Annotated in this window: 27 protein-coding genes; 16 read left to right on the top strand and 11 right to left on the bottom strand. The window is 39.6% G+C overall.

The window, feature by feature from the left end; all coding sequences use genetic code 11:
- Positions 1 to 27 precede the first annotated feature (27 nt).
- Entirely contained in the window at positions 28 to 933 is a 906-nt protein-coding gene (locus I6F50_RS13530) for a DUF808 domain-containing protein (RefSeq protein WP_165729320.1), read from the bottom strand.
- A 145-nt stretch (positions 934 to 1,078) separates the two neighbouring features.
- Here I6F50_RS13530 and I6F50_RS13525 point away from each other — a divergent pair, with 145 nt between their 5' ends.
- From I6F50_RS13525 to I6F50_RS13505, 5 genes are all read left to right on the top strand, one after another.
- A complete protein-coding gene (locus I6F50_RS13525; protein ID WP_165729321.1) occupies positions 1,079 to 1,360 on the top strand; it encodes an MliC family protein in 282 nt (93 codons plus the stop codon).
- 66 nt (positions 1,361 to 1,426) lie between these two features.
- On the top strand, positions 1,427 to 3,457 hold the full coding sequence (locus I6F50_RS13520; RefSeq protein ID WP_197119569.1) for a methyl-accepting chemotaxis protein: 2,031 nt from the start codon (positions 1,427 to 1,429) through the stop codon (positions 3,455 to 3,457).
- Between the two features lie 71 nt (positions 3,458 to 3,528).
- Entirely contained in the window at positions 3,529 to 4,995 is a 1,467-nt protein-coding gene (gene ubiD / locus I6F50_RS13515) for a 4-hydroxy-3-polyprenylbenzoate decarboxylase (protein ID WP_197176480.1), read from the top strand.
- Between the two features lie 109 nt (positions 4,996 to 5,104).
- Positions 5,105 to 5,818 (top strand): NAD(P)H-flavin reductase, encoded by a 714-nt coding sequence (gene fre / locus I6F50_RS13510; RefSeq protein ID WP_166419571.1) that lies wholly within the window; start codon positions 5,105 to 5,107, stop codon positions 5,816 to 5,818.
- A 168-nt stretch (positions 5,819 to 5,986) separates the two neighbouring features.
- A complete protein-coding gene (locus I6F50_RS13505; protein WP_007580571.1) occupies positions 5,987 to 6,397 on the top strand; it encodes a CBS domain-containing protein in 411 nt (136 codons plus the stop codon).
- 58 nt (positions 6,398 to 6,455) lie between these two features.
- On the opposite strand, the gene add is transcribed toward I6F50_RS13505, so the two are convergent.
- From add to cyaY, 8 genes are all read right to left on the bottom strand, one after another.
- Positions 6,456 to 7,457, bottom strand: coding sequence for an adenosine deaminase (gene add, locus I6F50_RS13500; protein WP_197176479.1), 1,002 nt, complete (start codon positions 7,455 to 7,457; stop codon positions 6,456 to 6,458).
- Between the two features lie 126 nt (positions 7,458 to 7,583).
- Positions 7,584 to 10,271, bottom strand: coding sequence for a CHASE domain-containing protein (locus I6F50_RS13495; protein WP_197176478.1), 2,688 nt, complete (start codon positions 10,269 to 10,271; stop codon positions 7,584 to 7,586).
- 51 nt (positions 10,272 to 10,322) lie between these two features.
- Complete coding sequence (locus I6F50_RS13490; protein ID WP_007580562.1) at positions 10,323 to 11,432, bottom strand: heme biosynthesis HemY N-terminal domain-containing protein; 1,110 nt, start codon at positions 11,430 to 11,432, stop codon at positions 10,323 to 10,325.
- A complete protein-coding gene (locus I6F50_RS13485) occupies positions 11,429 to 13,270 on the bottom strand; it encodes a uroporphyrinogen-III C-methyltransferase (RefSeq protein ID WP_010554569.1) in 1,842 nt (613 codons plus the stop codon). The genes I6F50_RS13490 and I6F50_RS13485 overlap by 4 nt, the downstream gene beginning before the upstream one ends.
- On the bottom strand, positions 13,271 to 14,209 hold the full coding sequence (gene hemC / locus I6F50_RS13480; RefSeq protein WP_197176477.1) for a hydroxymethylbilane synthase: 939 nt from the start codon (positions 14,207 to 14,209) through the stop codon (positions 13,271 to 13,273).
- A 35-nt stretch (positions 14,210 to 14,244) separates the two neighbouring features.
- Positions 14,245 to 15,222 (bottom strand): DUF2914 domain-containing protein, encoded by a 978-nt coding sequence (locus I6F50_RS13475; protein ID WP_197176476.1) that lies wholly within the window; start codon positions 15,220 to 15,222, stop codon positions 14,245 to 14,247.
- A gap of 22 nt (positions 15,223 to 15,244) precedes the next feature.
- Positions 15,245 to 15,901: an alpha/beta hydrolase gene (locus tag I6F50_RS13470; RefSeq protein WP_197161117.1), complete on the bottom strand. Its 657-nt coding sequence runs from the start codon at positions 15,899 to 15,901 to the stop codon at positions 15,245 to 15,247.
- Positions 15,898 to 16,221 carry an iron donor protein CyaY gene (gene cyaY / locus I6F50_RS13465; protein ID WP_007377335.1) on the bottom strand — a complete coding sequence of 108 codons (324 nt, stop codon included), beginning with the start codon at positions 16,219 to 16,221 and terminating at the stop codon, positions 15,898 to 15,900. Before cyaY ends, I6F50_RS13470 begins: the two co-directional genes overlap by 4 nt.
- Positions 16,222 to 16,378: 157 nt before the next feature.
- On the opposite strand from cyaY, the gene I6F50_RS13460 reads away from it, so the two are divergent.
- The 8 genes from I6F50_RS13460 to I6F50_RS13425 all read left to right on the top strand — a co-directional run bounded on the left by I6F50_RS13460 (position 16,379) and on the right by I6F50_RS13425 (position 22,658).
- Positions 16,379 to 16,573 (top strand): lipoprotein, encoded by a 195-nt coding sequence (locus tag I6F50_RS13460; protein ID WP_166419563.1) that lies wholly within the window; start codon positions 16,379 to 16,381, stop codon positions 16,571 to 16,573.
- The gene (lysA, locus tag I6F50_RS13455) at positions 16,574 to 17,827 is read left to right on the top strand and encodes a diaminopimelate decarboxylase (protein WP_165739325.1); all 1,254 of its coding nucleotides are present in this window, start codon (positions 16,574 to 16,576) and stop codon (positions 17,825 to 17,827) included.
- 64 nt (positions 17,828 to 17,891) lie between these two features.
- Positions 17,892 to 18,722: a diaminopimelate epimerase gene (gene dapF / locus I6F50_RS13450; protein WP_024589649.1), complete on the top strand. Its 831-nt coding sequence runs from the start codon at positions 17,892 to 17,894 to the stop codon at positions 18,720 to 18,722.
- A complete protein-coding gene (locus tag I6F50_RS13445; protein ID WP_197176475.1) occupies positions 18,719 to 19,330 on the top strand; it encodes a DUF484 family protein in 612 nt (203 codons plus the stop codon). Before dapF ends, I6F50_RS13445 begins: the two co-directional genes overlap by 4 nt.
- The gene (locus I6F50_RS13440; protein WP_007580545.1) at positions 19,327 to 20,271 is read left to right on the top strand and encodes a tyrosine recombinase XerC; all 945 of its coding nucleotides are present in this window, start codon (positions 19,327 to 19,329) and stop codon (positions 20,269 to 20,271) included. The genes I6F50_RS13445 and I6F50_RS13440 overlap by 4 nt, the downstream gene beginning before the upstream one ends.
- A 10-nt stretch (positions 20,272 to 20,281) precedes the next feature.
- Positions 20,282 to 20,989: an HAD-IA family hydrolase gene (locus tag I6F50_RS13435; protein ID WP_121954373.1), complete on the top strand. Its 708-nt coding sequence runs from the start codon at positions 20,282 to 20,284 to the stop codon at positions 20,987 to 20,989.
- A 187-nt stretch (positions 20,990 to 21,176) separates the two neighbouring features.
- Positions 21,177 to 22,280: a retroviral-like aspartic protease family protein gene (locus I6F50_RS13430; RefSeq protein WP_165739321.1), complete on the top strand. Its 1,104-nt coding sequence runs from the start codon at positions 21,177 to 21,179 to the stop codon at positions 22,278 to 22,280.
- 21 nt (positions 22,281 to 22,301) lie between these two features.
- Positions 22,302 to 22,658: a HopJ type III effector protein gene (locus tag I6F50_RS13425; protein WP_039486892.1), complete on the top strand. Its 357-nt coding sequence runs from the start codon at positions 22,302 to 22,304 to the stop codon at positions 22,656 to 22,658.
- Positions 22,659 to 22,668: 10 nt separating this feature from the next.
- On the opposite strand, the gene I6F50_RS13420 is transcribed toward I6F50_RS13425, so the two are convergent.
- Both I6F50_RS13420 and I6F50_RS13415 read right to left on the bottom strand, forming a co-directional pair.
- On the bottom strand, positions 22,669 to 23,076 hold the full coding sequence (locus I6F50_RS13420; RefSeq protein ID WP_165729333.1) for a GNAT family N-acetyltransferase: 408 nt from the start codon (positions 23,074 to 23,076) through the stop codon (positions 22,669 to 22,671).
- Between the two features lie 41 nt (positions 23,077 to 23,117).
- Positions 23,118 to 23,423, bottom strand: a complete 306-nt coding sequence (locus I6F50_RS13415) for a DUF6482 family protein (protein ID WP_024609954.1) — start codon at positions 23,421 to 23,423, stop codon at positions 23,118 to 23,120.
- 109 nt (positions 23,424 to 23,532) lie between these two features.
- On the opposite strand from I6F50_RS13415, the gene I6F50_RS13410 reads away from it, so the two are divergent.
- The 3 genes from I6F50_RS13410 to I6F50_RS13400 all read left to right on the top strand — a co-directional run bounded on the left by I6F50_RS13410 (position 23,533) and on the right by I6F50_RS13400 (position 25,919).
- Positions 23,533 to 24,225, top strand: coding sequence for a pseudouridine synthase (locus tag I6F50_RS13410; protein ID WP_024589641.1), 693 nt, complete (start codon positions 23,533 to 23,535; stop codon positions 24,223 to 24,225).
- Positions 24,226 to 24,326: 101 nt separating this feature from the next.
- Positions 24,327 to 24,701 carry a BlaI/MecI/CopY family transcriptional regulator gene (locus tag I6F50_RS13405; protein ID WP_007580531.1) on the top strand — a complete coding sequence of 125 codons (375 nt, stop codon included), beginning with the start codon at positions 24,327 to 24,329 and terminating at the stop codon, positions 24,699 to 24,701.
- 9 nt (positions 24,702 to 24,710) lie between these two features.
- Positions 24,711 to 25,919 carry a M56 family metallopeptidase gene (locus I6F50_RS13400; protein WP_165740961.1) on the top strand — a complete coding sequence of 403 codons (1,209 nt, stop codon included), beginning with the start codon at positions 24,711 to 24,713 and terminating at the stop codon, positions 25,917 to 25,919.
- The last annotated feature ends 44 nt before the right edge of the window (positions 25,920 to 25,963 follow it).

Below are 25,963 nucleotides of genomic sequence, written 5' to 3'. Positions count from 1 at the left end.
TGGCGCAACAAGTACGCCAGCTATAAACTATTTTTTAAATAACTTTGTATAACCTACATGTATAAGCACAACAACTAAGCCGGCAATAACACCTAGCAAACCATCAAACAAGAGAGGCGCTAATACTTCTCCTGTGCCGCCAGCAACAGACTGAGCATAGCTCGTTACATCCACTTGAGTATGATGCAATAACTCAACACCATGCACTAAAATCCCGCCGCCTACTAAAAACATTGCAATGGTGCCCGCAAATGCTAAAAACTGCATCAACCTAGGCGCTGCTGCGAGTAAGCCTTTACCAAGTAACTCTTTAAATTTATTAGCTGACACTTTAGATTCGTTGAGTAAATAAAGCCCGGCATCATCCAGCTTTACAATACCGGCCACTAAGCCATAAACGCCAATCGTCATTATAATTGCGATAACACAAAGCACTAAAGCTTGGTTAAGTAACGTAGCGCCTGCCACAGTGCCTAAAGTAATAACAATAATTTCGGCAGAAAGAATAAAGTCGGTTCTTATTGCCCCTTTTATTTTTTGTTTTTCATACTCAACTAAATCTAATTTTTCATCTTCATCTACCACTTCATTGTGATGAGGCAAAAACTTAGCAAATACTTTTTCAGCTCCCTCAAAACACAAAAACAAACCACCCATCATTAAAAGCGGTGTTATTAACCAAGGCAGCCATACGCTTATTAATAAAGCAGCGGGTACGAGTATCGCTTTATTTAAAAATGAGCCCTTTGCCACAGCCCAAACAACCGGTAATTCACGCTCTGCTGCAACACCTGTAACCTGCTGTGCATTGAGTGCTAAGTCATCGCCTAATACACCCGCTGTTTTTTTTGTTGCTACCTTACTCATTGTCGCAATGTCATCAAGTAAAGTGGTTATATCGTCTAATAACGTTAAAAGGTTAGTGCCTGCCATAAAGCTTCCGAGCTCAAAAAATATTGCTATAAACATAACGTAAAGCGCTACTTTCACCAACGGTTAATTTTGCTTTGTTATTCTTACATTAGATTAAAATTTTGCCCTGCGTTTTAACTTACTTTTAAAGAAGATGGGAGAAAAAATGAAAGTATATTTAGCATTAATTGCTATTTTACTAAGCTTAACCGCATGTAGTGATTTACAAACCAGTACTGCTTACCAATGCGATGATGAGAGCGTAAAACTCAATATTATTAATAATTCTGAAGCCGAAATTATCTTTAACAATAAAGTGCATGTACTTAATCACGAAAAAAGTGCATCAGGGAATAAATATATAAGTGAAGAGGTACTGTTTTGGGGTAAGGGAAATGAGGCCATGCTAATCATTGCTGGTAAAAAAAGACAGTGCATCAAGGTTTAACACAAAACCAACCAATAAATTACAGTAATGCTACAATAATTAAAGACCCATTATTGTGATGAAGTTATGCGTTCAATTGCGATCAAACATAAAATAATTTTAGCTTTTACAGCCATTGGTTTATTGGTGCTAACAAGTAGTGTGTTTTTTTATTGGTCATTAAACAAAATTAGCGTTAACAATACCCGAACCGAAAAATTAGCAGTTCCGGTACAACAGTTCAGTAAAGATTTAAGGCTATCATTACTGTCTATTACTAAATTTAACGCCTTAGCTTACAGCCAAGCAAACCTTGATTTACTTCAACAAAATAAAAAACAGGCGCAAGCTGAGCAACAACAATTTAGCGATATGCTCAATTCGTTAAGCACTCAACTAAATCAACAAATAACAATGCAAAATTTACTCACCAGTACCAACGCAGGCTTCGAGCAACTGACTAAAGTAAGTGTCGCAATGTTTAGTGCTAAAGAGAGTAAGTTTGTAGCGCAAAATTCCACCATAGAATTATCAGCAACGTTTAACGAGCAACTTTACAATTTAAGTTCTAACTTACTTGATATAGAACTTTTAGAAGTGCCTGCAAAACAGCAGGCGCTACTTAATGCGATGTTTGGAACAGCGACCCGTATAGATGATTTATTGTTTAACTTAAGCAATAATATAAAAAGCATTACTCAAACTACAAGTATCAATGATTTAAATAGCCATCAGCAAGATACCCTATTTCTACTAGATAACATCCAACCTAATTTCACCTATTTAGAGCAACAAGCGCTACCCTTTAATAATGCGTTTAATGCTAAAAATTTAACGGCTAAATTTAATCAATTAAGAGAGTTACTTAACAACGATACAGGAATTTATGCCCAACAAAATAAAGTACTCAAAAGTACTATTGCTGCGGCTCAAAATTTTGAACACTTTCAACAGCAATTTATAACAACAGAAGGTCAGCTTATTGAACTTAATAAATTGGCTGATGAGCGCTTTAATGCCTTACAAACTAATGCAAAGGCCGCCATAAATACTGGGATTAGTTCTGTAGTAATTATTACGCTTGTTTTAATTATATTGATTATCGCTATCTCTATTTTTACAACTCGCGCAATGCTAAAACCGCTTAAAAAAGTAAACCGCGATTTAGCCCGAATCGCCTCAGGTGATTTATCAAAGCGAAGCCATCCGCGCAGTAAAGATGAATTTGGTACTTTGCTAAATAACATAAATAAACTCAGTGAAGACCTTACCCAGTTAATTGGCGCAATTAGTAGCGACGCCCATGAACTAGACCGCAGCGCTATTAAAACCAGTGAAAAAGGTCAGCAAATGACGGTTGTTGCACAACAGCAGTTGGAGCGAAGCGCACAGGCAACATCGCTTGCACAAAATATGCTAACTAACTCACAAGCGGTTTATGAACAAGCAGATAAAACATCAAGTGAAATAACCAATGCATCGCAATTTGCCAATGACGTAAACAAGATTGCTAATACAAACAGTCTAAGTATAGAAACTTTATTACAGCGCCTTGATAAAGCAGTAGGCAGCACTGAGGAACTAGCCCAACACACTCAGCTTATTGAAGCCATTGTTGAAACAATTAGCAGCATTGCCGAGCAGACCAACTTATTGGCACTCAATGCTGCAATTGAAGCAGCGCGAGCGGGTGAAAACGGACGCGGGTTTGCTGTAGTTGCTGATGAGGTTCGATCATTAGCTGCACGTACACAGACCTCGACTAGCGAAATAAACACCATGATCCAAACATTGCAACAGCACACTCAAACAACTCAAGAACACATTACCGATGGCCAACACCAAGCCAAGCAATGTGTTAAAAACAGCACTGAACTAAATAAAGCCGTAGAGCGTATTAAAAGCACATTGTTGTCTGTTAATCAGATGAGTGAGCAGATTGCTCATGCATCACATGAGCAATTGACTAACAGTAACGACATTCAACAAATAATGGCCAAGGTGACAGAGCAAGCAACCTTGAATGCCAAAAACGCGACAACCCTAGCAAGCGAAAGTGAAGACGTAAATCAACTTGCACACTCCTTAACAAGTGCCGTAGAGCGCTTTAAGTTTTAAGTGCAAGTAATGACTTGGCTTGCATGAAATGGGTATAATACTTCAACTCTTTTGCTTAATAGCGGCCCACAATGAAATATAAAGATCTACGTGATTTTATCGATTTGCTTGAAAAAAAAGGCGAACTTAAACGTATCACCCAAGAAATCGACCCGTATCTTGAAATGACCGAAATATCTGATCGCACATTGCGTGCAAAAGGCCCTGCGTTATTATTCGAAAATCCAAAAGGCTACGATATGCCAGTGCTTACCAATTTATTTGGTACACCAAAACGCGTAGCTATGGGCATGGGCCAAACCGATGTTAGTGAGCTACGTGAAGTAGGTAAGCTACTCGCTTTTTTAAAAGAGCCAGATCCACCAAAGGGCATTAAAGAAGCCCTAGGCGCTATACCTATTTTTAAGCAAGTGCTTAATATGCCAGCAAAAGAAGTTAAAAAAGCGCCTTGTCAGCAAGTGGTTTTAGAAGGTGATGATGTAGACTTAACTAAATTACCTATTCAGCATTGCTGGCCAGGTGACGCTGCACCATTAATTACTTGGGGCCTTACCGTAACTAAAGGGCCTTATAAAAAGCGCCAAAATTTAGGTATTTATCGCCAACAGCTATTAGGCAAAAATAAAATAATTATGCGCTGGTTATCACACCGTGGTGGCGCGCTTGATTTTCTAGAATGGTGTAAAGAAAACCCAGGGCAACCTTATCCGGTTTCTGTTGCATTAGGCGCTGACCCTGCAACAATACTAGGCGCTGTAACACCAGTACCCGACACATTAAGCGAATATGCTTTTGCTGGTTTATTACGTGGTAGTAGAACCGAAGTTGTTAAATCTATTTCCAATGACCTACAAGTCCCTGCCAGTGCAGAAATAGTACTTGAAGGTTACATTATGCCGGGCGAAATGGCGCCAGAAGGCCCTTATGGTGACCATACCGGTTACTATAATGAAGTCGACGACTTTCCAGTTATGACGGTAACTCACTTAACGCATCGTAAAGATCCTATTTATCACAGCACATTTACTGGCCGTCCGCCTGATGAGCCTGCGATTTTAGGTGTAGCACTTAATGAAGTGTTTGTGCCGATATTACAAAAGCAGTTTCCTGAAATTGTCGATTTTTACCTTCCGCCTGAAGGGTGCTCGTACCGTATGGCGATTGTAACAATGAAAAAACAATATCCTGGTCATGCTAAGCGCGTGATGATGGGCGTTTGGTCGTTCTTACGTCAGTTTATGTATACTAAATTTGTAATTGTGTGCGATGACGATATTAATGCCCGTGATTGGGAAGATGTTATTTGGGCTATAACAACCCGAATGGACCCCGCTCGCGATACAACATTAATAGAGAACACACCTATCGATTACCTCGATTTTGCATCGCCAGTTTCTGGCCTTGGTTCAAAAATGGGAATGGATGCTACCAATAAATGGCCTGGCGAAACCACCCGTGAATGGGGCGAGCCTATTGTTATGGATAAAGACACCAAAGACCGCGTAGATGATATTTGGGAAAGCCTTAATATTCTTTAAGTGTTTATATGTAAGTACATAACAGGCTATAAAATAACCCTGCAGATATGCTAGAATCGACTCATTCGATTGCGTATCTGCTGTTAAAAGCGCTGCTAAAAGGTAAAAAATGCAAACATTAAAAGCTGAAGTTGTAGCTATCAGCCCACTTACAGAATTTGTTCATAAAGTAATTTTAAAGCCACAACAACCTGTGACCTTTGAAGCTGGCCAATACATGCAACTGGTGTTAGGCGAAAAAGACAAACGTGCTTTTTCTATAGCTAGCCGCCCTTCACAGTGCGATGCAATAGAACTGCATATTGGCGCGTCAGGTGCCGATTCGTATGCAATGCAATCGCTGGAACATTTAAGAAGTGCACATAATGATGGGCAGTTAGTAGACATTGAAGCCGGACTGGGTATTTCACAGTTGCGCCTACAATGTGAGCGACCAATTATTTTACTTGCCGGCGGTACTGGTTTTTCATACGCAAAATCAATGGCTGATCACTTAGCTGAGATTAAATGCGACCGCCCTGTATTGTTTTACTGGGGCGTAAAAGAAGAGTCTGCTTTATACGCACACACCGAAATGCAAACATGGGCCGATAGCCACAAAAACTTTGAGTTTATTCCTGTGGTAGAAAATCCATCTGCTAATTGGCAAGGTCATACTGGTTATGTACACAAAGCAGTAATGCAAGATATTGTATCGCTTGAACCGTACGATATTTATATGGCGGGTCGTTTTGACATGATAGGTATTGTCCGTGATGACTTTATTACTCATGGTGCAATTCGTGAAAACATGTACGCAGATGCATTCGCATTTATCAAATAATTGAAATTAACTTTCAGTTATGAATAAAGGCACCTAATCGGTGCTTTTATTTTATATAACAATAAATACTTAATAGTTAAAACCTATCAATCTCATCAATATAAACAATTTCCTAAATTCCTATCTATAAACCATACTTTGTATAGAACATCAGCGGGAGAGACCCAAATGCTAAATACAAAAGTAAAAGATTTTATGCAACGCAAGTTGCCAAATATAACACCCGATACAGAAATGACGACAGCCATAGCAGAACTACAAAAATTTAAACTACTTGGCGCACCAGTATTTGATAAAGATAAATGCCTAGTCGGATTTATATCTGAGCAAGAACTATTAAAACCACTTACGCAAAGCAGTTATTTTTGTGATGGGATGGTTAAAGTATCGCAACTTATGCAAACAAAGGTAGTGACAGTTAGCGGCGATACCAATATTATTGAGCTTGCAGAGCAAATGCAGCCCGGTAAACCAAAAAACTACCCTGTTGTAGAGGGTGTTAAAGTAATCGGCATGATCAGCCGAGCAGATGTACTTAAAGCACTTTACGATAATTACATGAGCTGCCAAACACACTAAATTGCAGATAACAAAATGCCGCTTATAAAGCGGCATTTTTAATGTGTATTAAATAGAGTTAACGTGCGCTAACGATTGCTGAAAGTTCTTTTTTATCGCCATCGCTTAAAAATGCTATTTCTAATGCATTTTTTTGGGCTTTTTCCATATCAGCTTGAGATAAGCCCGCTTTAGGTGCTGCAACGGTATATTCGTACTCAATTTCAATGCCTTCAACCGCAGGGTCATCAGTATTAATACACGCTAAAATACCGTGATCTAAAAACTGTTTAAGTGGGTGCTTAGCTAAATCGTTTACTGTACTGGTTTGAATATTACTTGTTAAGCACGACTCAATACCAATACGGTTATCGCGTAAGTAATTCATTAGTTTTGGATCTTCAATAGCTTTAACGCCATGCCCTATTCGGCTTGCACCTAACTCATTAATTGCTTGCCAAATACTTGGAGCACCGAGTGCCTCTCCAGCATGAATAGTCGAAGCTAAATAAGCATTTCGTACTTGTTTAAAGTGCTCTACAAACAACTCACCAGGAAAGCCAATTTCGTCACCGGCTAAATCAACAGCGACTAAATCATTTTTAAATGCGAGTAAAGCATCAAGCTCTTTTTGACATGTTTTTACGCCATAAGTACGCGATAAAATACCAATCAAGTTAGCTTTTATATTTGCATCCTTTGTTGCTGATTTAATACCATCAACAACCGCCTCTACAACCCCTTCTGGGTGTAAACCTTGGCTTTGTGCCATGTAGTAAGGGCTAAATCGAAGCTCTACATAATCAAGGCCTTGTGCTTGTGCATCTTCAATGTTTTCAATCGCTATGCGTCTACACGCATCGTAGTCGCCAAGTACAGTGACACCCCAATCTAACTTTTGTAAAAAAGCCATAAGGTTTGGCTCAGGGTCAATAACTTGAACATGAGGAATTAATGCCTCAACGTTATCTGCAGGTAACTCTATATTAAACTGACGACCAAGTTCTAATATGGTTTGCGCACGTACATTACCATCTAAATGACGGTGAATATCTAGCAAAGGTAATTTTCTATTGATCATAATAGCAACCCAGTTTAGTTAAATTTGCGCGCATGATACGCAGATATAGTTATTTTTCAAGTCTATATGGTTTGCGTTAAGTTTAAGCGGTCATATGTCTGCTTTTTGTGCAAAAAATAACGTTACTTATTTATTTGATAAATAATGCCAAAGAGTTTTAAAAAGCGTATTTGCATCAATAGGTTTGGTAATATAACTATTCATTCCAGAGGCTAATGCCTTTTTAACGTCATCGTCATGGGCGTTCGCCGATAGCCCTATTATGGGTAAATCAATTAACCCTAAATCACAACGAATTACTTTTGTTGCTTGGAGTCCATCCATTTTTGGCATCTGAATATCCATAAGAACAATGTCGTAGCTATTTTCGGTTAGCTTTTCTATGGCTTCAAAACCATCATTAGCAATGTCGGCAATACACCCTTTTGTTTTTAAAATGGCACTGGCAACATGCTGGTTAAGTGGGTTATCTTCGACTAAAAGTAACTTATAGTTTGCGAATGATAAGGTACTTACATCTATTTCGTCGTATTGCTGTTGAATTTGCTCTGCCTTTGGTAAAGGCGATATAAGCGGCAAACTAAATGTAAATGTAGAACCTTTACCTTCATAACTGACTAAATCAATTGCACCACCCATTAACTCAACCAGCTTTCTGCAAATACTTAACCCTAAGCCTGTACCACCATATTGACGTGAGGTTGAGCTATCGGCTTGCGCAAACGGTTTAAACAATTGTTTTTGTGCTTCGCTACTAATACCAATACCCGTATCGTTAATACTAAAGTAAGTCATTTTTTTCGACTGCCAAATTTTCAGAGTGATCTCACCTTCCCCTGTAAATTTAACCGCATTATTGAGCAGATTCAGCAGCACTTGTTTTAAGCGGATTGGATCGGTATTAATGACCAAATTTGATGTTTTATCAAAATCTAGACTTAACTTTATTGATTTAATGTCAGCTTCAAACTGAAGTAAATTAAGCATTTCATCCGCTAAACTCGCTACATTAATAGGCTCTTGCATTAAGTCTAGCTTGCCTGCTTCCATTTTTGAAAAGTCGAGCACATCGTTTAATACCCGCAGTAAAACACCCAGTGCTCCATCTGCTTGTTCAATGTAACTTCTTGCTTGTTGCCAATCATTCTGTTGCAGCGCTAAATAATGCAGCCCTTTTATACCGTTAATAGGGGTACGGACTTCGTGACTCATGTTTGCTAAAAACTGTCCTTTAATATGACTCGCTTCATCTGCTTTTTGTTTTTCTTTGCGTAATGTATGCGTTTGCTTAGCCACTTGTTCGCGAATTTGTATGTTTGTACCTGTAACTGAAATCAAAAATGTAATCAGTAACCACACAAACAACATACCTACTATTTGTGCAAGCCAATACATTAACCAAGACGTTCTAACTATTGGTTCATATAACTCGACCTGCCACATGCGTTTGCCAATCAACAATTGATATTCTTTAAACAGCGTTTGCGAGTTATCGGTATCGGCAATATAAATTGCCTGCTTTTTCCCTGGTATCGTTGTATCAAAAAAACTGACTGAAATTGAGTTGTTGTGATCAAATAATAGTGTTTGCGATAAGCGTTTCAGACTGACAATCGCTGCCACAAAACCTTGAAAATCATCTTCGGTAGACGACTCTCCAAAAACAGGATATAAAAAAAGCACACCGTCTTCAGCTGTATTTTGGACTAAATTAATTGGCTCACTTAGTGCAAGTTCATTAAGCTCTTTCGCTTTGCTAAGCGCTGCACCTCTTACTTTACTAGAAGCTAAATCAAACCCTAAAACACCTTCATTATCTTTTAAGGGATATACATATTTTACAGGAAAGTAATTACTACGAGTACCTGCAGGTTGCCAACCTCCATCAAGTGACTTTTCTTTTATGTATAAAGTTTTGCCTGTGGCTGTATTTTCATGTGTTTCAAAATCTGCGAGTTTATTTGCTGGTACATAAGGTATCCATTCAAATGCTAAAATTTCTTGGCTATAGTCCAACTGCTTTGAAGTAAATTGTTTAAACTCTTTAAAGTTCACGTCATTACTACTAGCAAAAAATGTAGCTAACAATCCTAAGTGAGCAGTAATACCATCGAGCTTCTGGCTTATAGCATTTTGCACAGTAAGTATTTTGGCTTCTTGCTTTTGAATGTCTTTTTCTTTTTTTACACTGGCAGCGCCATAAAAACTAACGCTGATCAGTATATAAATTAATAGTGAAGGTAAAATTACCAACATACGGTGGCGTACTTGCGTGTAATTAAAGGCTGCGAGCATGAGTGGAGTAAATATAAGTACACCGATACTGTCACCAATCCACCATGCTATAAAGCTATCAAAAATAGCATGCGTAGGGATCACATTATTCAATGCTAATAAGCTAGTTCCCACACCTGCAGCAATAACACAGCATATTGGCCCTGCTACTATTAGGCTCTGCACACTGTGTTTTAAAGAAGATAAATCTAGTGGAGCCTTTATAACATTTACTATGATTTGACGACCAATCCAAGCCTGTAAAACAGAGGCTAAAGTGACGCAAATAGCTTGTAAAAGCACATTAAAATGAAGAATATCTACGGTGTTATCAAGATGAATTAAGTTAATACAGAAAGCACCAAGAATAAGGCCAATAAATGACTTACGTCCCCAAATTAAAAAGCTCGCTAAAGCAATTCCTGAGGGCGGCCAAGAGGCGACCGCATAGCCATCAACAGAAAGAAGTGAGTTGCTAAAATACCCAGTAAAGAAGTAAGCACAAGCCAAGCTAAGGGTTAATATTAAAAACTTTCTCAATGCTTGTGCTCCTGAACTACAAAAAATGCTAAGTAGTTATAGTGTAGTCATTTATTGATATAAAACGAGCGCCTTTTCTGCTTGTGCACTATTTTTATAACTTAAAACAGCTTGTTCAGAGAACTGTTTTTTATTGTCACTATTCAGTGCTTTATCAAAAATTCTAGCTGCTAAGTCATAATCACCTTTAGCATTAGCAAGGCAAGCCAGCGCAAGTAATAGTGAATTATTTGAATCATCCTTTTTAAGGCGTTCTTGTATGTTTATTTGCAACTTAGGCGCGTCGGCTGCTGTTGCTTTACTTAATATATTGGCAAGCTCTAAGTGTTGCTCATTATGCTTAACCATTTTAATTAAGTCACTTTCGATAACAGCCAATTGACCTGCTTGCGCCATTTGCATTAAATATGCGGTGTGGGCATGAGCTTGCAGCTTTTTCGGTAGCTGTTTATATTTTTCACTCAGTTTGTCTGCATCTAACGCATTAAAGTAGGCACTAAATAACTGCGTCCACTGTGCATCAGTAAGTGCTTTTTTGCGTAATAAACGCGGCAAAAAATCTTCCAGCGCACTAAAGTGTTGTTGCTGTACTAATACTTCTGCATAAAGTTTTAACTCAAGTGCGGTGGCTTTTTTAGCTTCTGCGCTAATACGCATTTGTGATTCAATCGCGCTACTGTCGCCACTTGCCAACCATAGCTTTGCTACTTTTAATTGATGCTCTGGGCTTATTTCAAATAAACGCTCAAGTGCTTTATCTGTTTGATTATTAGCAAGCGCTGCTTTTGCAAGTAATGCTAAGCGAATATCTTCAAACTTATCTGGTACGCTATTACCCGATAGAGCCTGCTCTACATGCTCATAATCATCATTAATAGCACTCCACAGAGCCTGCTCAATAGCTACTTGTTTGCGCTCTTGGCTACGTGCAAAAAAGCCATGTTTAGTATTATGATAAATCGATAATAAGTAGCGGATTAGCTTATATGTTAAATATAAAACAACAGCGGTAATGACTGCCATTATACAAAACGATACTATCGTGCCTTCTATCGTCGTATTGTTAAATGAAATAAGTACATAACCTTTTTCATCTAGCACAAATGGAGTAACCGCTAGTACAACAACAATAGCTACAATTAAAATAATTAGCCCTATCATTGCGCCCACTCCTTAACCTTTTGTGTACTATTTAAGGTTATTTTTGGATTAAAATTAAGCTGCTCTTTTTCGAGTTTAGACAACGCTTTAAGTACCGTTTTGGTTGCATCATCGTCTTGCTTAAAGTACTCACCAACTAAACGTTTTGCTTCACTTAAGGCGCTAAAGAAAATACTCGCCTGCTTACTCATAAGTGCATCTTGTGCCTGAGTTATATTAAGCTTGATTCGTTGATTAATTAAATGGCGCTCTTGATCTGTAAGTAATGGCTCAATGGAAACACCTTCGTGCTGGCGAATAGTAATAAAGCTATCCACAATTTTATTCCAGCTATTACTCAGGTTTTGCTGCCAATCACTCACGTCATCACTTAAAGCATTTTCATCTATTGCAGCCGCTTCTTCTGGCAAGTTAACCGCATTAAAAACTAAATTATCAACGCTATTAAGTGCACTGTTTAGCTGTAAATAAATAGCCTCTGTTGCTATAGGTTTAAGGCTATCAAGTGTTTGTATGTCTTGCATAATAGCTTGGCGAACTTCAACTGTTCCTGGGTGTTCGCTAAGTAATGCATCTAAGCGCTTTAAAACAGCACTAGTGCCTTGGTAATCTTTTTCAGCCCATAGTTTAAATTCAGCCATACGCTGTAAGCTGGTTACTTCTTGTGGGTTTAAAGACGAGCCTTGTTGCTGCGCTTTTTGCAGGGCTGCTTTTAGTTCTTGCTGATTTTGAGCTGCACTTTCACTTAGGGTTGCGGCTACTTTTTTCTCACTATTAAACAGCGCTTGCTGCAAATTAGATTGCGCCGATTTAAGTGCTTGCAGCTCTTGAACGAGTAACTTATTTTGCTCGCTTAACTCATTAACGGCTAGGTTTTGCGCCTTACCAGCATTTAATTTTTGATAAAACTCGTATCCAACACCAGAGGCCACAATTAACGAAATAAGAAGCGCAAGTGCTGCAACCTTACTTACCTTTTGTTTGTTTTTTTCTGTCGTATTTTTTGTAGCTGCTGGCTCTTGCTTAGCTGATTTAGCTGAGGCCGGGTTAGCTATTGTTGATGTGGCTTTTTCTGCCGTAACTGGCTTTGACTGTTCGCTCATGTTGCTACCTTGCTGATTTATGCAGGTAAACATAGCATTATCGCTAGCCCCTGCTGCAATGTGTATATTAGCCGAACTTACCTGTTGCAACTTTAAATAAGCGGCTATCCGCTCGCTTGCAACATAAAATCGGCACTGTTGTAACCATTGTAGTTGGTGTGCAGTAAGGCTTTTAAATATAGCATCAACTGCTGCATTACTTGTTATGACTATACCGTGTACATTCTGGCTTTTCCAGTGGTCTGTCCAGTTAGGGGTGATACTCTCTGTGGGTTCACGTTTGTACACAACACAATTATTTAAAAAAGCTCCACGCTCTTTTAGCGTTTTAGCTAACTCAGGGCGGCCACCTTGCCCCTTAACTAACACTATATTACTGCCATCAACCTCGGCGAGTGATTTGAGCGCAAGTAACCCTTCTGAATCATACTGCTTTGGTACTGCTGCGCGCACACCAAATTGCTCATATATAATGTCGGCTGTTTGTTGTCCAACCGCATAAAACTGCGCTTTGGTATTTATATCGGGTTTTAATTGCGAAAGTGCACTGACTGCATCTTGCGATATAAATATTATTTTATCTGCATTTAACAGCGGACTAAGTTCAGTGCTGGAGGGTGTTAAATGCGTTATTTTTAATACCGGAAATAAAGACGCCTGATAACCCGCTTGCTCAAGTTGCTGTGCAAGGGCTGCGCCTTTTCCTTCGGGCCGAGTTATCAGAATATGTGTCATTTATGCGTCTCTATAAACTTCAGCTAATATTTTGTCTGCGCCTTGAGCTAGTAATTTTTTAGCAAGCTCAATACCTAGTTCTTCTGCGTCATTTACATGACCTGTTACTTCGTCGCGTAAAATTTCGCTGCCATCAACAGCACCCACTAAACCACGCAAATGTACCTGCTCGCCATCAACTAATGCATAAGCACCAATAGGCACTTGGCAACCACCTTCTAAATGGCGATTCATCGCACGCTCTGCATTTACGCGAATACGTGTTTGAGTATGCTCAAGTGGTGCAAGTAATGCTTTTGTTACTTCATCATCAATACGGCACTCAATACCTACAGCGCCTTGACCATTTGCCGGTAATGATACTTCTGGCTCAATATAGTCGGCAATACGCGACTCCATTTCTAAACGAATAAGCCCTGCTGCAGCCAAAATAATAGCATCGTATTGGCCATCATCTAACTTACCTAAACGCGTATTTACATTACCGCGTAAATCACGAATATCTAAATCAGGACGAAGTGCTTTAATTTGGCACTGACGGCGCAAACTCGAAGTGCCCACAATAGCGCCCTGTGGTAGAGCGTTTAAATTAGCAAAATTGTTTGATACAAACGCATCTCGCGGATCCTCACGCTCACAAATAGTATACAGCTCTAATCCGTCAGGGAACTCTACTGGTACGTCTTTCATAGAATGTACGGCAATATCAGCTCGGCCATCTAACATGGCTTGCTCAAGCTCTTTAACAAATAAACCCTTACCGCCAATTTTGGCCAAAGGCGTATCTAAAATTATATCCCCTTGCGTCGACATTGGGACTAATTCTACGCGTACATCTGCATGAAAACGCTCAAGTTCAGCTTTTACAAATTCGGCCTGCCAAAGTGCTAAAGCACTTTTACGAGTTGCGATGCGTACTAATTTTGTTTTTTCTGTCATAAGGGTATCCAATTAATTACTGCGTTTAGCTAGTTTTAGTCAGCTAAAATTCTAAATTCTTTTTGGGCAATTAAATTACCTTGCTCATCTACAACATCAACACGCCAGTGGCCTGTTTGTGTGTCCATAATATTTTTTGTTGAGTAGGTTCTGTAGCGAGGCGAAGTAACATTGAGTGTAATTTCAGCCATAGTTTCATCTTCAAACGTCCAAACATGTTTAACTTGCTGCCCTTGAAGGTTTTTAATCTCGCTAAAAAACGATAACCCTTCATCAAACTGACTTAACCTAATATCTGCCGCAAACACATTAGTAGGCTCACGCTTACTTACTTTACGAGTAAGTACCGCACGGCTAATTTTATCTGTGTCTATTTGCGCGCCTAATGCCACACTTGCCACTTGTGCTGTAGGCGAAAAACCTTCAGTACCACTCAATGCACCATCATCGCTTTTTTGATCTAAAAGTAAGTCACTCTGATCAGCATACTCAGCTATATTTTCAGCTTCTTCGGTTTCTTCCTGCACATCATTATCAAGGTTTGAGTTTAACTCTGTATTAATACTCTCACTTTGATCAATCACAATATCGTTGCTAGCTAATAAAACTGTATCATTATTTACTGGATTCACTTTATCAGGTGCATTATTTGATATGCTTTGCTCAACTTCATTCTGCGCAGCTAATAACGGTTCAATGCTCGTTTGCGTTATCTCTGCGGACTCGTTAGGAATGTTGTTTATTGATGATTCAGGCTCAACATCCGTTACTTCAACGTTTGTCTGGTTTTGAGCGTTACTGCTAAAGCTTAAAAATTGTTCCTGCTCATTTGGATGCTCACCTTGCTCTGCACTGGCTGAGGTTGTTAAGCCATATACAACTGCTGCAGAGGTCATTAATACCAACATAGCAATACTCACAATACGACGCCAATTCCACTCGTAGCTTACCGTTGGTACACTCTCTTGTAGTTCGCGTTTAACATTTGCTTTAATAACTATTTTTTGACTCATATTGACCTCAGCGGTTCCAAAATTAGCTTAAACGAGCAATTAACCATTGGCGAATAGCTTGCAATTCTTCTGCGCAAACTTGATGAGCCATTGGGTATTCTTGCCAGCTTACATCCATGTTATGTGCTGTTAATACTTCAAACGCACTTTTTCCCGCACTATGCGGTACTACGTTGTCTTGACTACCATGCGCCATAAATACATTTAAATCGGTATGTTTTGCTTCATCAGCAAATTTTTGCGGCACACACATATAAGTAGAAAGCGCCATAACACCCCCAAGCTTTTGCTCAAAGCGCGGCGCTAAATGCAGCGACACAACACCACCTTGAGAAAAACCAGCTAAAATAATTTTATTAGCGGGTATGCCATTAGCAATTTCTTTGTTGATTAGTTCTTCTACTTTAGCAGCCGAATCTCTTACGCCTTGTTCATCGGCACGCTTATCTAATTCTATAGATTTAATATCGTACCAAGAGCGCATTTCCATACCACCATTTATGGTGACCGGTTGCACTGGTGCATGCGGAAAAACAAACCGTATACCCAGTTCACTTGGTAAATTAAGCTGCGGAGCCACTGGTGCAAAACCATCCCCAGAATCGCCTAAGCCATGTAACCAAATAACCGTTGCTTTATGCTCGCTTTGAGCTGGAAATTCTACAAACTCTAAACTCATAGTGTTGATTGCCACTTAACTTCTTGACCTGCTTGGCGAGTTGATGCTTCATTTATAAACGCCCAAAATTCTGCACCCGAACGGTTATCAATCCATAACCCATCGCGCATTTCAAAATGATGACCGTTAAACTTAGTCGCAACCCATACTTGATGAAGAGGCGCTTGTTTATTGATTACTATTTTACTTTTATCAGGAAAAATAATTTCTAAAATACCTTGTGCCGATTCGTAATCTAAATCAGCTTCGCAATCATCAACTTGCTCTTCAATAGTGAACATAAGAGCTTCGGCTAATTGGTGATATTCGTGTTCAGTCATTGTTATTTCCTTTGCAGGCGAGCCGCCTAATATTGGGTACGTTTTAGCTTTAAAAGTGTACTGTTAGTGTAACAGGAATAAAATCATCCGCGAATAGCTGCATTTTTTAGATATTCTGTTACTCTGCGATTATAAAGCCAGCAACCATATTAATCTAATGAAAGCGACGCATACCTTACAATTAAAAAAACTATTAATAAGCACTGTACTGTTAAGCGCCTTAGCTGGCTGTGGGCAGAGCGGTCCGCTATATTTACCAGAACAACAAACAGAGCAAAACCAACCTCAAAATACAGCTAAGCCAGCCACTACCGCTGAGCAAGCAAAAACACAGCAAAGTCAGGAGCAATAAATGGATTATTTTAACTACAAAAACAACCAATTATTTGCCGAAGACGTAAGTGTGGCAAGCATAGCGCAGCAATACGGCACACCTTGTTATGTATACTCGCGTGCTACGTTTGAGCGCCATTACCTAGCGTTTGCTAACGCCACTAAAAATCATAAAAGCTTGGTGTGTTACGCCGTTAAAGCAAACTCAAATATAGCCGTACTTAATATATTAGCGCGCTTAGGATCGGGTTTCGATATTGTGTCGAAGGGTGAACTTGCACGTGTAATTAAAGCAGGAGGCGATGCCTCTAAAGTGGTTTTTTCGGGCGTGGCTAAAACGTCTGACGAAATAGCGTACGCATTAAAGTTAGGCATTAAATGCTTTAACGTTGAATCAGCCTCTGAGCTTGAGCGAATTTCAGAAGTTGCTTGTGAGCTAAATCTAGAAGCGCCTATTTCTATTCGCGTAAACCCCGACATAGATGCAAAAACACATCCGTATATTTCTACCGGCTTAAAAGAGAATAAATTTGGTATTGATATACAAACGGCGGTGAGTGTTTATCAACAAGCGGCGGCTTTACCTGGTTTAAAAATAATTGGTGTTGATTGCCATATTGGCTCTCAATTAACCGAAGTAAGACCCTTTTTAGAAGCCCTTGATAAACTCATGGCGCTTATTGATGAGCTAAAAACTAACGGCATTGAGCTAACTCACTTAGATATTGGTGGCGGTTTAGGCGTGCCATATAACAACGAGCAACCACCGCACCCAAGTGAGTATGCCGCGCAAGTTACCGAGCGCTTAGCTAACTATAAACACCTTGAACTGATTTTTGAACCAGGGCGCGCTATAGCAGCCAACGCAGGTATTTTAGTTACTCAAGTTGAATTTATTAAGCAAAACCAAGACAAGTTTTTTGCCATTGTAGATGCAGGTATGAACGACATGCTTCGCCCTGCGCTTTATCAAGCGTGGCAAAAAATTATTCCGGTATCCGTTCGCGACGACGAAACACCTACTCACAACTTTGATATTGTGGGCCCGGTGTGCGAAACCGGCGACTTTTTAGGAAAAGATCGTGAGCTTGCGCTTAAACAAGGCGATTTACTCGCGCAACGAAGTGCTGGTGCATATGGCTTTACCATGAGTTCAAACTACAACTCGCGCCCGCGTGTTGCAGAAATAATGGTAGATGGTGAGCATCATCACCTTATTCGTGAACGCGAAACTATTGAAAGCCTTTATCAAGGTGAGAAAATTTTACCATAAACGTTTTTGTTACGACGCTGCTCTGTGGCATGATTAGCACAGAGCAAAACCGAATTAGAGCGCTATGTTAGTTAATTTTTCCAAAATGCACGGCTTAGGCAACGACTTTGTTGTAATTGATAACATTACACAAAATGTTTTTTTGTCGCGAGATCAAATCAAAAAACTGGCAGATCGCCATTTTGGCATTGGCTTTGACCAATTGCTGATGGTTGAAGCGCCATATTCTCCTGATCTCGACTTTCATTATCGAATTTTTAATGCCGATGGTACCGAAGTAGAACAATGCGGTAACGGCGCACGCTGTTTTGCCCGCTTTGTACGCATGAAAGGCCTTACTAACAAGCACAAAATTACTGTGTCGACCAAGTCGGGCAACTTAACGCTCTACATAGAAAAAGACGGTCAAGTGACGGTTAACATGGGTCATCCTAACTTTGAACCCAGTAAAATCCCTTTAAAAGCAAGCAAGCGCGAGCTTACTTATATTATTAGAACCGAGGAACACACTGTATTTAGTGGCGCGGTATCTATGGGTAACCCGCATTGCGTACTAGAAGTTGACGACGTAACCACCGCGCAAGTTGATATATTGGGGCCATTGCTTGAAAACCACGAACGCTTTCCGCAAAAAGCGAATATTGGTTTTATGCAGGTTGTATCGCAAGAACACATTAAATTAAGGGTATGGGAGCGAGGCGTTAACGAAACCCTAGCCTGTGGCACAGGCGCATGTGCAGCAATGGTTATTGGTCATATGCAAAATAAGTTATCAACAACCGTTCAAGTAGATTTACCAGGCGGTAGCTTGCAAGTACGTTGGAGTGGCGAAGGTCACCCTGTACGCATGACAGGCCCCGCAGAGCACGTATTCGACGGACAAGTAGCGCTATGAGCGAGCTAAGTAAAGAACAGGTTATTGATTACTTACATCAACATCCTGATTTTTTGGTTCAACACCCGGAGCTACTCGCACAACTTGAGCTGCACCAACAAGCTCAAGGTGCAACGTCGCTGGTACATATTCAGCAACGCCAATTACGCGAGCACAACACGCTTTTAAAAAGCCAAATAGACGCGATGAGCAAGCATGCAACGCAAAACGAGCTTGTATATCGTTTGTTTAGCCAGTGCCATCGCCAGCTTTGGAATCATGACGACTTTGATACGCTAGCAAATAACCTGCGCAATATAATTTGCTCAAGTGAAGATGTTAACGACTGCAAATTAGTAAAATATAATCCCGAATACGACGAACTTATTGCACATCGCCTTACCCATTCTGGGCATTATTTAGGGCGTATTAATCAGCAAGAACGCGAACAATTATTTAGTGAAGATACACAATCTGCTGCTATTTATTTAATTGGCGACACTACACACCCTATCGCTATTTTGGCCTTTGGTAGTAATAACGTAAACCACTTTGAGCCCGCTCAAGATAACCTTTTTGTACTCGACTTTATAAACGCATTACACCTGCGGTTACAAAAACTTGCATGAGTGACGACGCACCTAATATTACTCAATTAAGCGATAACTGGCGCACACCCATAACGCTATTTAGCGATTATTTAAAGTTCGAAAAACAATATTCAGCACACACCGTAAACCAATATGTAAGCCAACTTGGTTTTGCAGCCCTCTATTTTAGTAAATTATGTGACGACTGGTTTGGCGTGCAAGGCGAGCATATTCGCCGCTACAGCATGGCGCTGCGCTCAAAACAATTAAGTGGGCGTACTATTAGTTTAAAGCTCAGCTGCATTCGCAGTTTGTATAAGTTTTTAAAAGCAAAAAACATTGCCGAGCAATCGCATTATCATAATCCTGCTGTGGGTATAAAAGGCCCTAAGTTTGCAAAACCTTTACCTAAAAATCTCGATGTAGATCAAATGGCCCGCTTGCTCGAAATACCCGACGACGAGCCTCTCGCAATTAGAGATAAGGCAATGATGGAGTTAATGTATTCATCAGGGCTGCGTATTAGTGAGTTAGTTGGCGCTAATATGCAAGATATTAGTGCCGCTAATGGCGAAATTTTAGTGCGTGGTAAAGGCAATAAAGAGCGATTAATTCCGGTGGGTAAAAAAGCGTTAGACGCATTAAAAAAATGGCTCACAATACGCCCTCAATTTACAAAGCCCGATGAAATAGCAGTATTTTTAAGTAGCCAAAAAAATCGTATTTCGATTCGCCAAGTGCGCCTACGCATGCAAGAGTGGGGAATAAAACAAGGCATTAGCTCGCAGGTTCACCCGCATAAGCTGCGCCACTCGTTTGCGTCACATATTTTAGAATCATCTGGTGATTTACGCGCCGTGCAAGAATTACTAGGGCACAGCAGTTTGTCGGCTACACAAGTGTATACGCATTTAGATTTTCAACATTTAGCCAAGGTGTACGACAACACTCACCCTCGCGCAAAAAAACGAACTGATTAGGAAAATAAATATGATCCGATTTAATCGTGCTATTAAGCCATTTTCTGTCATGAGCTTTGATTTAGACGACACGCTATACAGCAATCACCCTATTATAAAAGCAGCCGTTAAAGCCCAACAAAATTATTTAAACGCGCTACCGGGCTATCAAGAGCAAGGTCCAAAGTACTGGCAACTATGTCGCGAACTTGCCGTAATACAAAACCCAGATCTCGCAGATGATGTAACTAAATGGCGCAAACACACCCTACGTTTAGCGCTTTCTAAACTTGGGTTTACCGCAGATGATGTAGAGCGCCATGCAAATGCCGCCTATAACGCCTTTGCCGATGCGCGCAGCAACATAGTCGTAAGCGATGACGTACTAAACTTACTAGATAACCTAGCCAAACACTTTACGCTTGTTGCGATTACTAACGGTAACGTTGAAATTGAACGCTTTAACTTACACGATAAATTTGAACTCGTACTGCAAGCAGGTATGCACGGTAAAGCAAAACCTCACAGCACCTTATTTGATAAAGCAGCCACACATTTAAACGTTGCTAAAAGTGAAATTTTACACATTGGCGATAGCCTAGATACCGACGTACAAGGCGCAAATAATGCCGGTTGCCAATCGGTATGGTTAAACGATCAAGGCGCCAATTATGCTTATAAAGGGCTGGCTGATATTGAAATAGTCAACATCCACGCCTTAACGCACTTTATTAAATAATACCAATTGCATTAAATAAGTGTTCTATTATAGCGCTAAGAAAATAGCACAATAACAAGGCGAAAATTGTGACATATAGTTGTTCTATATAAATAATTTTTAACGCAGTTAGTGAGTTATTTAATGCGATAAAATGATCATGTTTTAATAAAATTGGTATAAACTCGTTTAAAAATAAGAGGTCACAATGAGCCACTATACCAAGCTAATCACCTTGCTATTAATTGGCTCGCTTAGCCTTAACGCTTATTTATTATGGCCGCAGCCTGCGTTAACTACACCACAAAAAACGCAAAGTGCCCAGCAAAGCATATCGCCTAAACAACAAAATACGTTACTAAATACGGCAAAGCAGCAATTTGAACAACACCAATTTGAAGCCGCACTTAATAGCTATCAACAGTTAAAAAACAGCAATCCAGAGAGTGCAAAAAACCTTTATTCATCGTGGCTGATACAGCTTAAAACATGGCTAAATAGCAATTTATTACTCAGCGAATCGCTTCTCAATGCGCTATTAAATAACAGCCCTTACAACGTAGAAATACTTAATTTACAGGTTGAGTATTTAATAAATAGCGAGCAAACACAAAACGCCATTATTGCTTTATTTGAGCTGAATTCATTACTACCTGCTGATCAGCAAAACAACGTAAATACACGTTTAAATACGCTCACTAAAAACGAATTACACACATTAACTGAGCAACAAAATTGGCAAGCTATTATTGAGCAAACACAAATTTGGCTTGATTATAAAAGCGATAACGCGCAGTTTTTATATCCGCTTGCGTACGCCTACTTTCAGCAAGGCGATTTAATTAGTGCACAAGCAACGCTTGATCGAATGCCAAACCAGCACAATCTAAAAAGCCAAGTGCAAACACTGCAAGCTATGATCAATAAAGCACAATCGCAAGACGACTTTGTTGCTTTAACGCCTTACGGCGCGCATTACTTAATAAACACCGAAATAAATAACAATCTATCGACCGAACTAATGATTGATACAGGCGCAAGCATCACCTCACTACCTACAAGTATAATTGAGCAAATTTCGCCACAACCTTTGTATTTAGGCGATGTAACGGTAAACACAGCTAACGGTCAAATTGTTGTAAAACGTTATCAAATTGAATCGTTTAAAGTGGGCTCGCAAATTATTTATGGTTTTGAAGTGTTGAGCATTGAAAACACACGCGGACAAGGTTTGCTAGGGATGAACTTTTTATCGCGATTTAAATTCAATATAAATCAGCAAACAGATGAGCTAGAGTTGAGCGCTAAATAATTAAAAATCCAAAGGTAACACATGACACTAAATAACTATTTAAAAGCACTTGCTGAAAACCCAAAAAGCATTCAATTTACCGATACAATGGCTGTTATTGAAGCAAATTACGACTTTACTGCATGTGGCTTTAATAACCATGGATTACTTAGCGCTGCGAGTGAGAACAACGGCTCATGTAAAATTTTTGCGTTTGCTAAATTAAACGATTTAAGTAAACAAAATACGTTGGATTGCTTTGGTAAGTTTTACCGAGAAGACGTGCTGCAAAACCCTAAAGGTGATGATCACATGAACATTCGCACCTTTATGTTAGCGCCAGAGACAACGCCATTCTTAGGTATTACCTTTGAAGGCGAGCCACTAAAAGCAAAATAGTCAGCAAAAATTAAAGCGGCTTTTCCATAAAATAGCGCGTACCAGAGCGCGGATAATTATTAAGTTGATACTTAACACTATAACCGCGCTTTTCATAAAAGGGTTTTGCTTGAAAATCTAGCGTATCAAGCTGAGCGGTCGTTGCACCTAGTTCAATAGCTGATTGTTCAAGTGCCGTTAGCAACTTATCTGCAAGCCCTTGACCTCGCGCTACATCGCTACACCAAAGCCAACTAATCATCAGCCAATTTCCAAATACACACCCACTAATACCGGCAACAAGCTCGCCTTGCTCATCTGTAAATTTATAGCCTAATGGCACTCTTTGCGCATCAAAATGCTGGGCATTAAATTCAACCATTTTTGTGCGAAGCGCTGAGTTTAACGCGTCGGTATTATCTGCTTTTAATTGATACATGTTCCGCCCTTAAAGGAGCAGATACTAGCAAACTAGTTCTATCAATACAGGTTGTTTTTACCGTAAGGTACTTCGAGCATATTACTGCCGGTTTTTTCGGGCTGTCCGCACATTTCGTCGTAAGCGCTTGTTTGGCGCAGTACCATTCCCGCATAGGCTATTTTATCAAAACGCTTTTGAACATGCAGTGGGCTTAGCGCTCTTAAAAACTCACCGCTGTCTTCTGTTACATAGTATTCAACGTTATTAATCATTACTGATACTTGATAAAGCGCCATATCTAACGAGTGAACAATGACTTTTTGTAGCGGCTCGTGCTTTTTTAACTGTGAAAATTTAATACCCATCTTGGCTACCTTTTTATATTTAACCTGAGTTCTGGTTATTTAACATTATCGATACGCAGCTTTGCTATAATCACGATCAAATTTTTATTAGCCGCTGGCGTCACACGTTATGAGCACAAAAATCCGACTCGCTAAATATATTGCCCATGCAGGTATTTGTTCTCGTAAACAGGCATCGCGTTTAATTGATGAAGGTGTTGTGACTGTAAATAATCGCCCAGCGAATCATATAGATCACGTTGATGAGCAAGACATTGTAATAGTGAATGAAAAAGAAATTAAAGGTGCTGCCGATTTAGTTTATTTTGCGTACCACAAACCAGTAGGTATTGACTGCAAATTAAATATTGATGACCCAGCCAGCCTTATTCACCATTTGCCCACACTCACCCGCGTTTACCCTATTGGTCGATTAGATAAAGACTCTCGCGGTTTGCTTATTTTGACCAACGATGGGGATTTTTGTAATCAACTAATACATCCTGACTTCCACCAGCCTAAACATTATTTAGTCACCGTAAATAAGCCTTTAGACGATGCTTTTTGTAAAAAAATGGCAGCAGGCGTACCCGTTGATAAACACATAACCCTGCCTTGTGAAGTAAATAAAATAGCCAGCAATCAGTTTAGTATTGTTTTAAAACAAGGGCTAAACAGACAAATACGTAAAATGGCGCATTACTGCGGATATAAAGTAATTGATTTATTTAGAGTGCAATTTAGTGACCTCACCCTTTCAAAACTAAACCTACCTGAAAACCAATATATACAAATTAATAAAAACGATATTTCAAAAATCTAATACCAAGTCACTTAATTACATCTCAAAAAGTTAAAAATAAACTTGCAATTACAGATTACAGGCGTAGTCTTTAATTAAAGATTACACTTGTAGGCAATAGCATGATTGAGTTATCAAAAGCAGAGTTTGACGTGCTCGACGCACTTTGGATTAACTACCCCGCCACCGCGAGCCAAATAATTGAGCGCTTAAGCGACGATAAGCAATGGCACGAAAAAACCATTAAAACCCTACTAGGTCGACTAGTAAAAAAAGGCGCACTTACATTTGAAAAAGAAGGTCGTCAGTATATTTATATGCCGTGTATGGAGCGCGCCGACTACACCTTAAAAGAAAGCCAAAACTTTATTGAGCGCTTTTTTAGTGGACGTATTGCGCCACTTGTAAGCGGTTTTGCTAAATCGGAGCAGCTTTCTCAGCAAGATATAAACGAGCTTAAAAAAGTTATAGATGACTGGGAAAAAAACCAAAAGTAAGGGATTAACATGGTTATTCAAACTGGTTTTAATTGGTTGATTGAGCAGCAATTACTATTAAGCATTTTGTTTTGTGGATTTATTTTACTCGAGCGATTTGGTTTAAAAGCCCTTGGCTCGCGGTTTGTATATAAATTAGCATGGCTATTACCTGCGGCATTGGTGATTGCTAATTTACCAAATGCGATTAAACCACTGCAAAATAGCAATATTAGCCATTACTTAATCACCCCTAACCAGCCTTTTACACATGAAATGGGTATTAGCTGGGCGCTCATGTATGTACTTATTACCGCAGGGTTATTAATAGCTAGTTTTATTACACATACCCGTTTTGTTAAAAGCCTGCAGTTAACTGAGTTAACACAATTTGAAGGCACTCTTACCGCTGATGTTAAAACTTATACCAGCCAACATGTAGCCACGCCAATGGTGGTCGGTATTTTAAACAGCAAGCTGGTGTTACCGAGTAACTACAATACCCAGTTTGATAAAGCCACATTAGCGCTTATTTTAGAGCACGAAAACGTACACATAAAACGCAAAGACAACCTAACAAACGCACTTATGTTACTACCTACTATTTTACTTTGGTTTAACCCACTAGCTTGGTTTTGTTACGCAAGCATGCGCCGACTACAAGAGCTGACTTGTGATGAACGGGTACTTAGCAATAAAACCACACAACAACATATTTTATATAGCAAAGCCTTAATAAACTGCGCGGCAAATGCGCCCACAGGACTTATGGCTTATTCACACTACGGAGATAAAAAAACCATGTTACAACGACTAACTAATATAAAACACAGTGGGGAGCGTTCAAAGCTTGCTAAAGGTGGCTTATTACTTGTAGCCGCAAGTATGCTAAGTGGATTAGCGATTGCAAAGCAACCAGAGGCAATGACTAAAGAGGATCACATTTCACCGACAATGCGTATTGAACCCCTTTATCCAATACAAGCAGCTCAACAAGGCATCAGCGGCTCAGTGGTATTAAAGTACGATATAACTCCCAATGGTGAAACCGCTAATGTTTCTGTTGTTAGTGCAAAGCCTGAAGCCATATTTGACCGTGAAGCTAAAAAGGCGCTAAGACAGTGGCAATACAAACCCTCATCAATGGGTTATCAAAACGTACTTGTACAGCTCGATTTTGCAATAAACAATGAAGTTGCTAATACCGATTTAATAGAGCGAATTAAAGTATCGCACTAACTTTATTAGATTTTTCAAGACTACAAAGCAAGCGCCCTTTTAGG

Origin of the sequence: Pseudoalteromonas sp. NZS127_1 (assembly GCF_015864295.1) — a bacterium.
Taxonomy (GTDB): Bacteria; Pseudomonadota; Gammaproteobacteria; order Enterobacterales; family Alteromonadaceae; genus Pseudoalteromonas; species Pseudoalteromonas arctica.
This window is presented reverse-complemented; position numbering and strand designations above follow the sequence as displayed.

Coding starts and splice junctions, on each gene's coding strand:
- I6F50_RS13530 (WP_165729320.1), bottom strand. CDS start 933: ATGGCAGGCACTAACCTTTTAACGTTATTAGACGATATAACCACTTTA.
- I6F50_RS13525 (WP_165729321.1), top strand. CDS start 1,079: ATGAAAGTATATTTAGCATTAATTGCTATTTTACTAAGCTTAACCGCA.
- I6F50_RS13520 (WP_197119569.1), top strand. CDS start 1,427: ATGCGTTCAATTGCGATCAAACATAAAATAATTTTAGCTTTTACAGCC.
- ubiD (WP_197176480.1), top strand. CDS start 3,529: ATGAAATATAAAGATCTACGTGATTTTATCGATTTGCTTGAAAAAAAA.
- fre (WP_166419571.1), top strand. CDS start 5,105: ATGCAAACATTAAAAGCTGAAGTTGTAGCTATCAGCCCACTTACAGAA.
- I6F50_RS13505 (WP_007580571.1), top strand. CDS start 5,987: ATGCTAAATACAAAAGTAAAAGATTTTATGCAACGCAAGTTGCCAAAT.
- add (WP_197176479.1), bottom strand. CDS start 7,457: ATGATCAATAGAAAATTACCTTTGCTAGATATTCACCGTCATTTAGAT.
- I6F50_RS13490 (WP_007580562.1), bottom strand. CDS start 11,432: ATGATAGGGCTAATTATTTTAATTGTAGCTATTGTTGTTGTACTAGCG.
- I6F50_RS13485 (WP_010554569.1), bottom strand. CDS start 13,270: ATGACACATATTCTGATAACTCGGCCCGAAGGAAAAGGCGCAGCCCTT.
- hemC (WP_197176477.1), bottom strand. CDS start 14,209: ATGACAGAAAAAACAAAATTAGTACGCATCGCAACTCGTAAAAGTGCT.
- I6F50_RS13475 (WP_197176476.1), bottom strand. CDS start 15,222: ATGAGTCAAAAAATAGTTATTAAAGCAAATGTTAAACGCGAACTACAA.
- I6F50_RS13470 (WP_197161117.1), bottom strand. CDS start 15,901: ATGAGTTTAGAGTTTGTAGAATTTCCAGCTCAAAGCGAGCATAAAGCA.
- cyaY (WP_007377335.1), bottom strand. CDS start 16,221: ATGACTGAACACGAATATCACCAATTAGCCGAAGCTCTTATGTTCACT.
- I6F50_RS13460 (WP_166419563.1), top strand. CDS start 16,379: ATGAAAGCGACGCATACCTTACAATTAAAAAAACTATTAATAAGCACT.
- lysA (WP_165739325.1), top strand. CDS start 16,574: ATGGATTATTTTAACTACAAAAACAACCAATTATTTGCCGAAGACGTA.
- dapF (WP_024589649.1), top strand. CDS start 17,892: ATGTTAGTTAATTTTTCCAAAATGCACGGCTTAGGCAACGACTTTGTT.
- I6F50_RS13445 (WP_197176475.1), top strand. CDS start 18,719: ATGAGCGAGCTAAGTAAAGAACAGGTTATTGATTACTTACATCAACAT.
- I6F50_RS13440 (WP_007580545.1), top strand. CDS start 19,327: ATGAGTGACGACGCACCTAATATTACTCAATTAAGCGATAACTGGCGC.
- I6F50_RS13435 (WP_121954373.1), top strand. CDS start 20,282: ATGATCCGATTTAATCGTGCTATTAAGCCATTTTCTGTCATGAGCTTT.
- I6F50_RS13430 (WP_165739321.1), top strand. CDS start 21,177: ATGAGCCACTATACCAAGCTAATCACCTTGCTATTAATTGGCTCGCTT.
- I6F50_RS13425 (WP_039486892.1), top strand. CDS start 22,302: ATGACACTAAATAACTATTTAAAAGCACTTGCTGAAAACCCAAAAAGC.
- I6F50_RS13420 (WP_165729333.1), bottom strand. CDS start 23,076: ATGTATCAATTAAAAGCAGATAATACCGACGCGTTAAACTCAGCGCTT.
- I6F50_RS13415 (WP_024609954.1), bottom strand. CDS start 23,423: ATGGGTATTAAATTTTCACAGTTAAAAAAGCACGAGCCGCTACAAAAA.
- I6F50_RS13410 (WP_024589641.1), top strand. CDS start 23,533: ATGAGCACAAAAATCCGACTCGCTAAATATATTGCCCATGCAGGTATT.
- I6F50_RS13405 (WP_007580531.1), top strand. CDS start 24,327: ATGATTGAGTTATCAAAAGCAGAGTTTGACGTGCTCGACGCACTTTGG.
- I6F50_RS13400 (WP_165740961.1), top strand. CDS start 24,711: ATGGTTATTCAAACTGGTTTTAATTGGTTGATTGAGCAGCAATTACTA.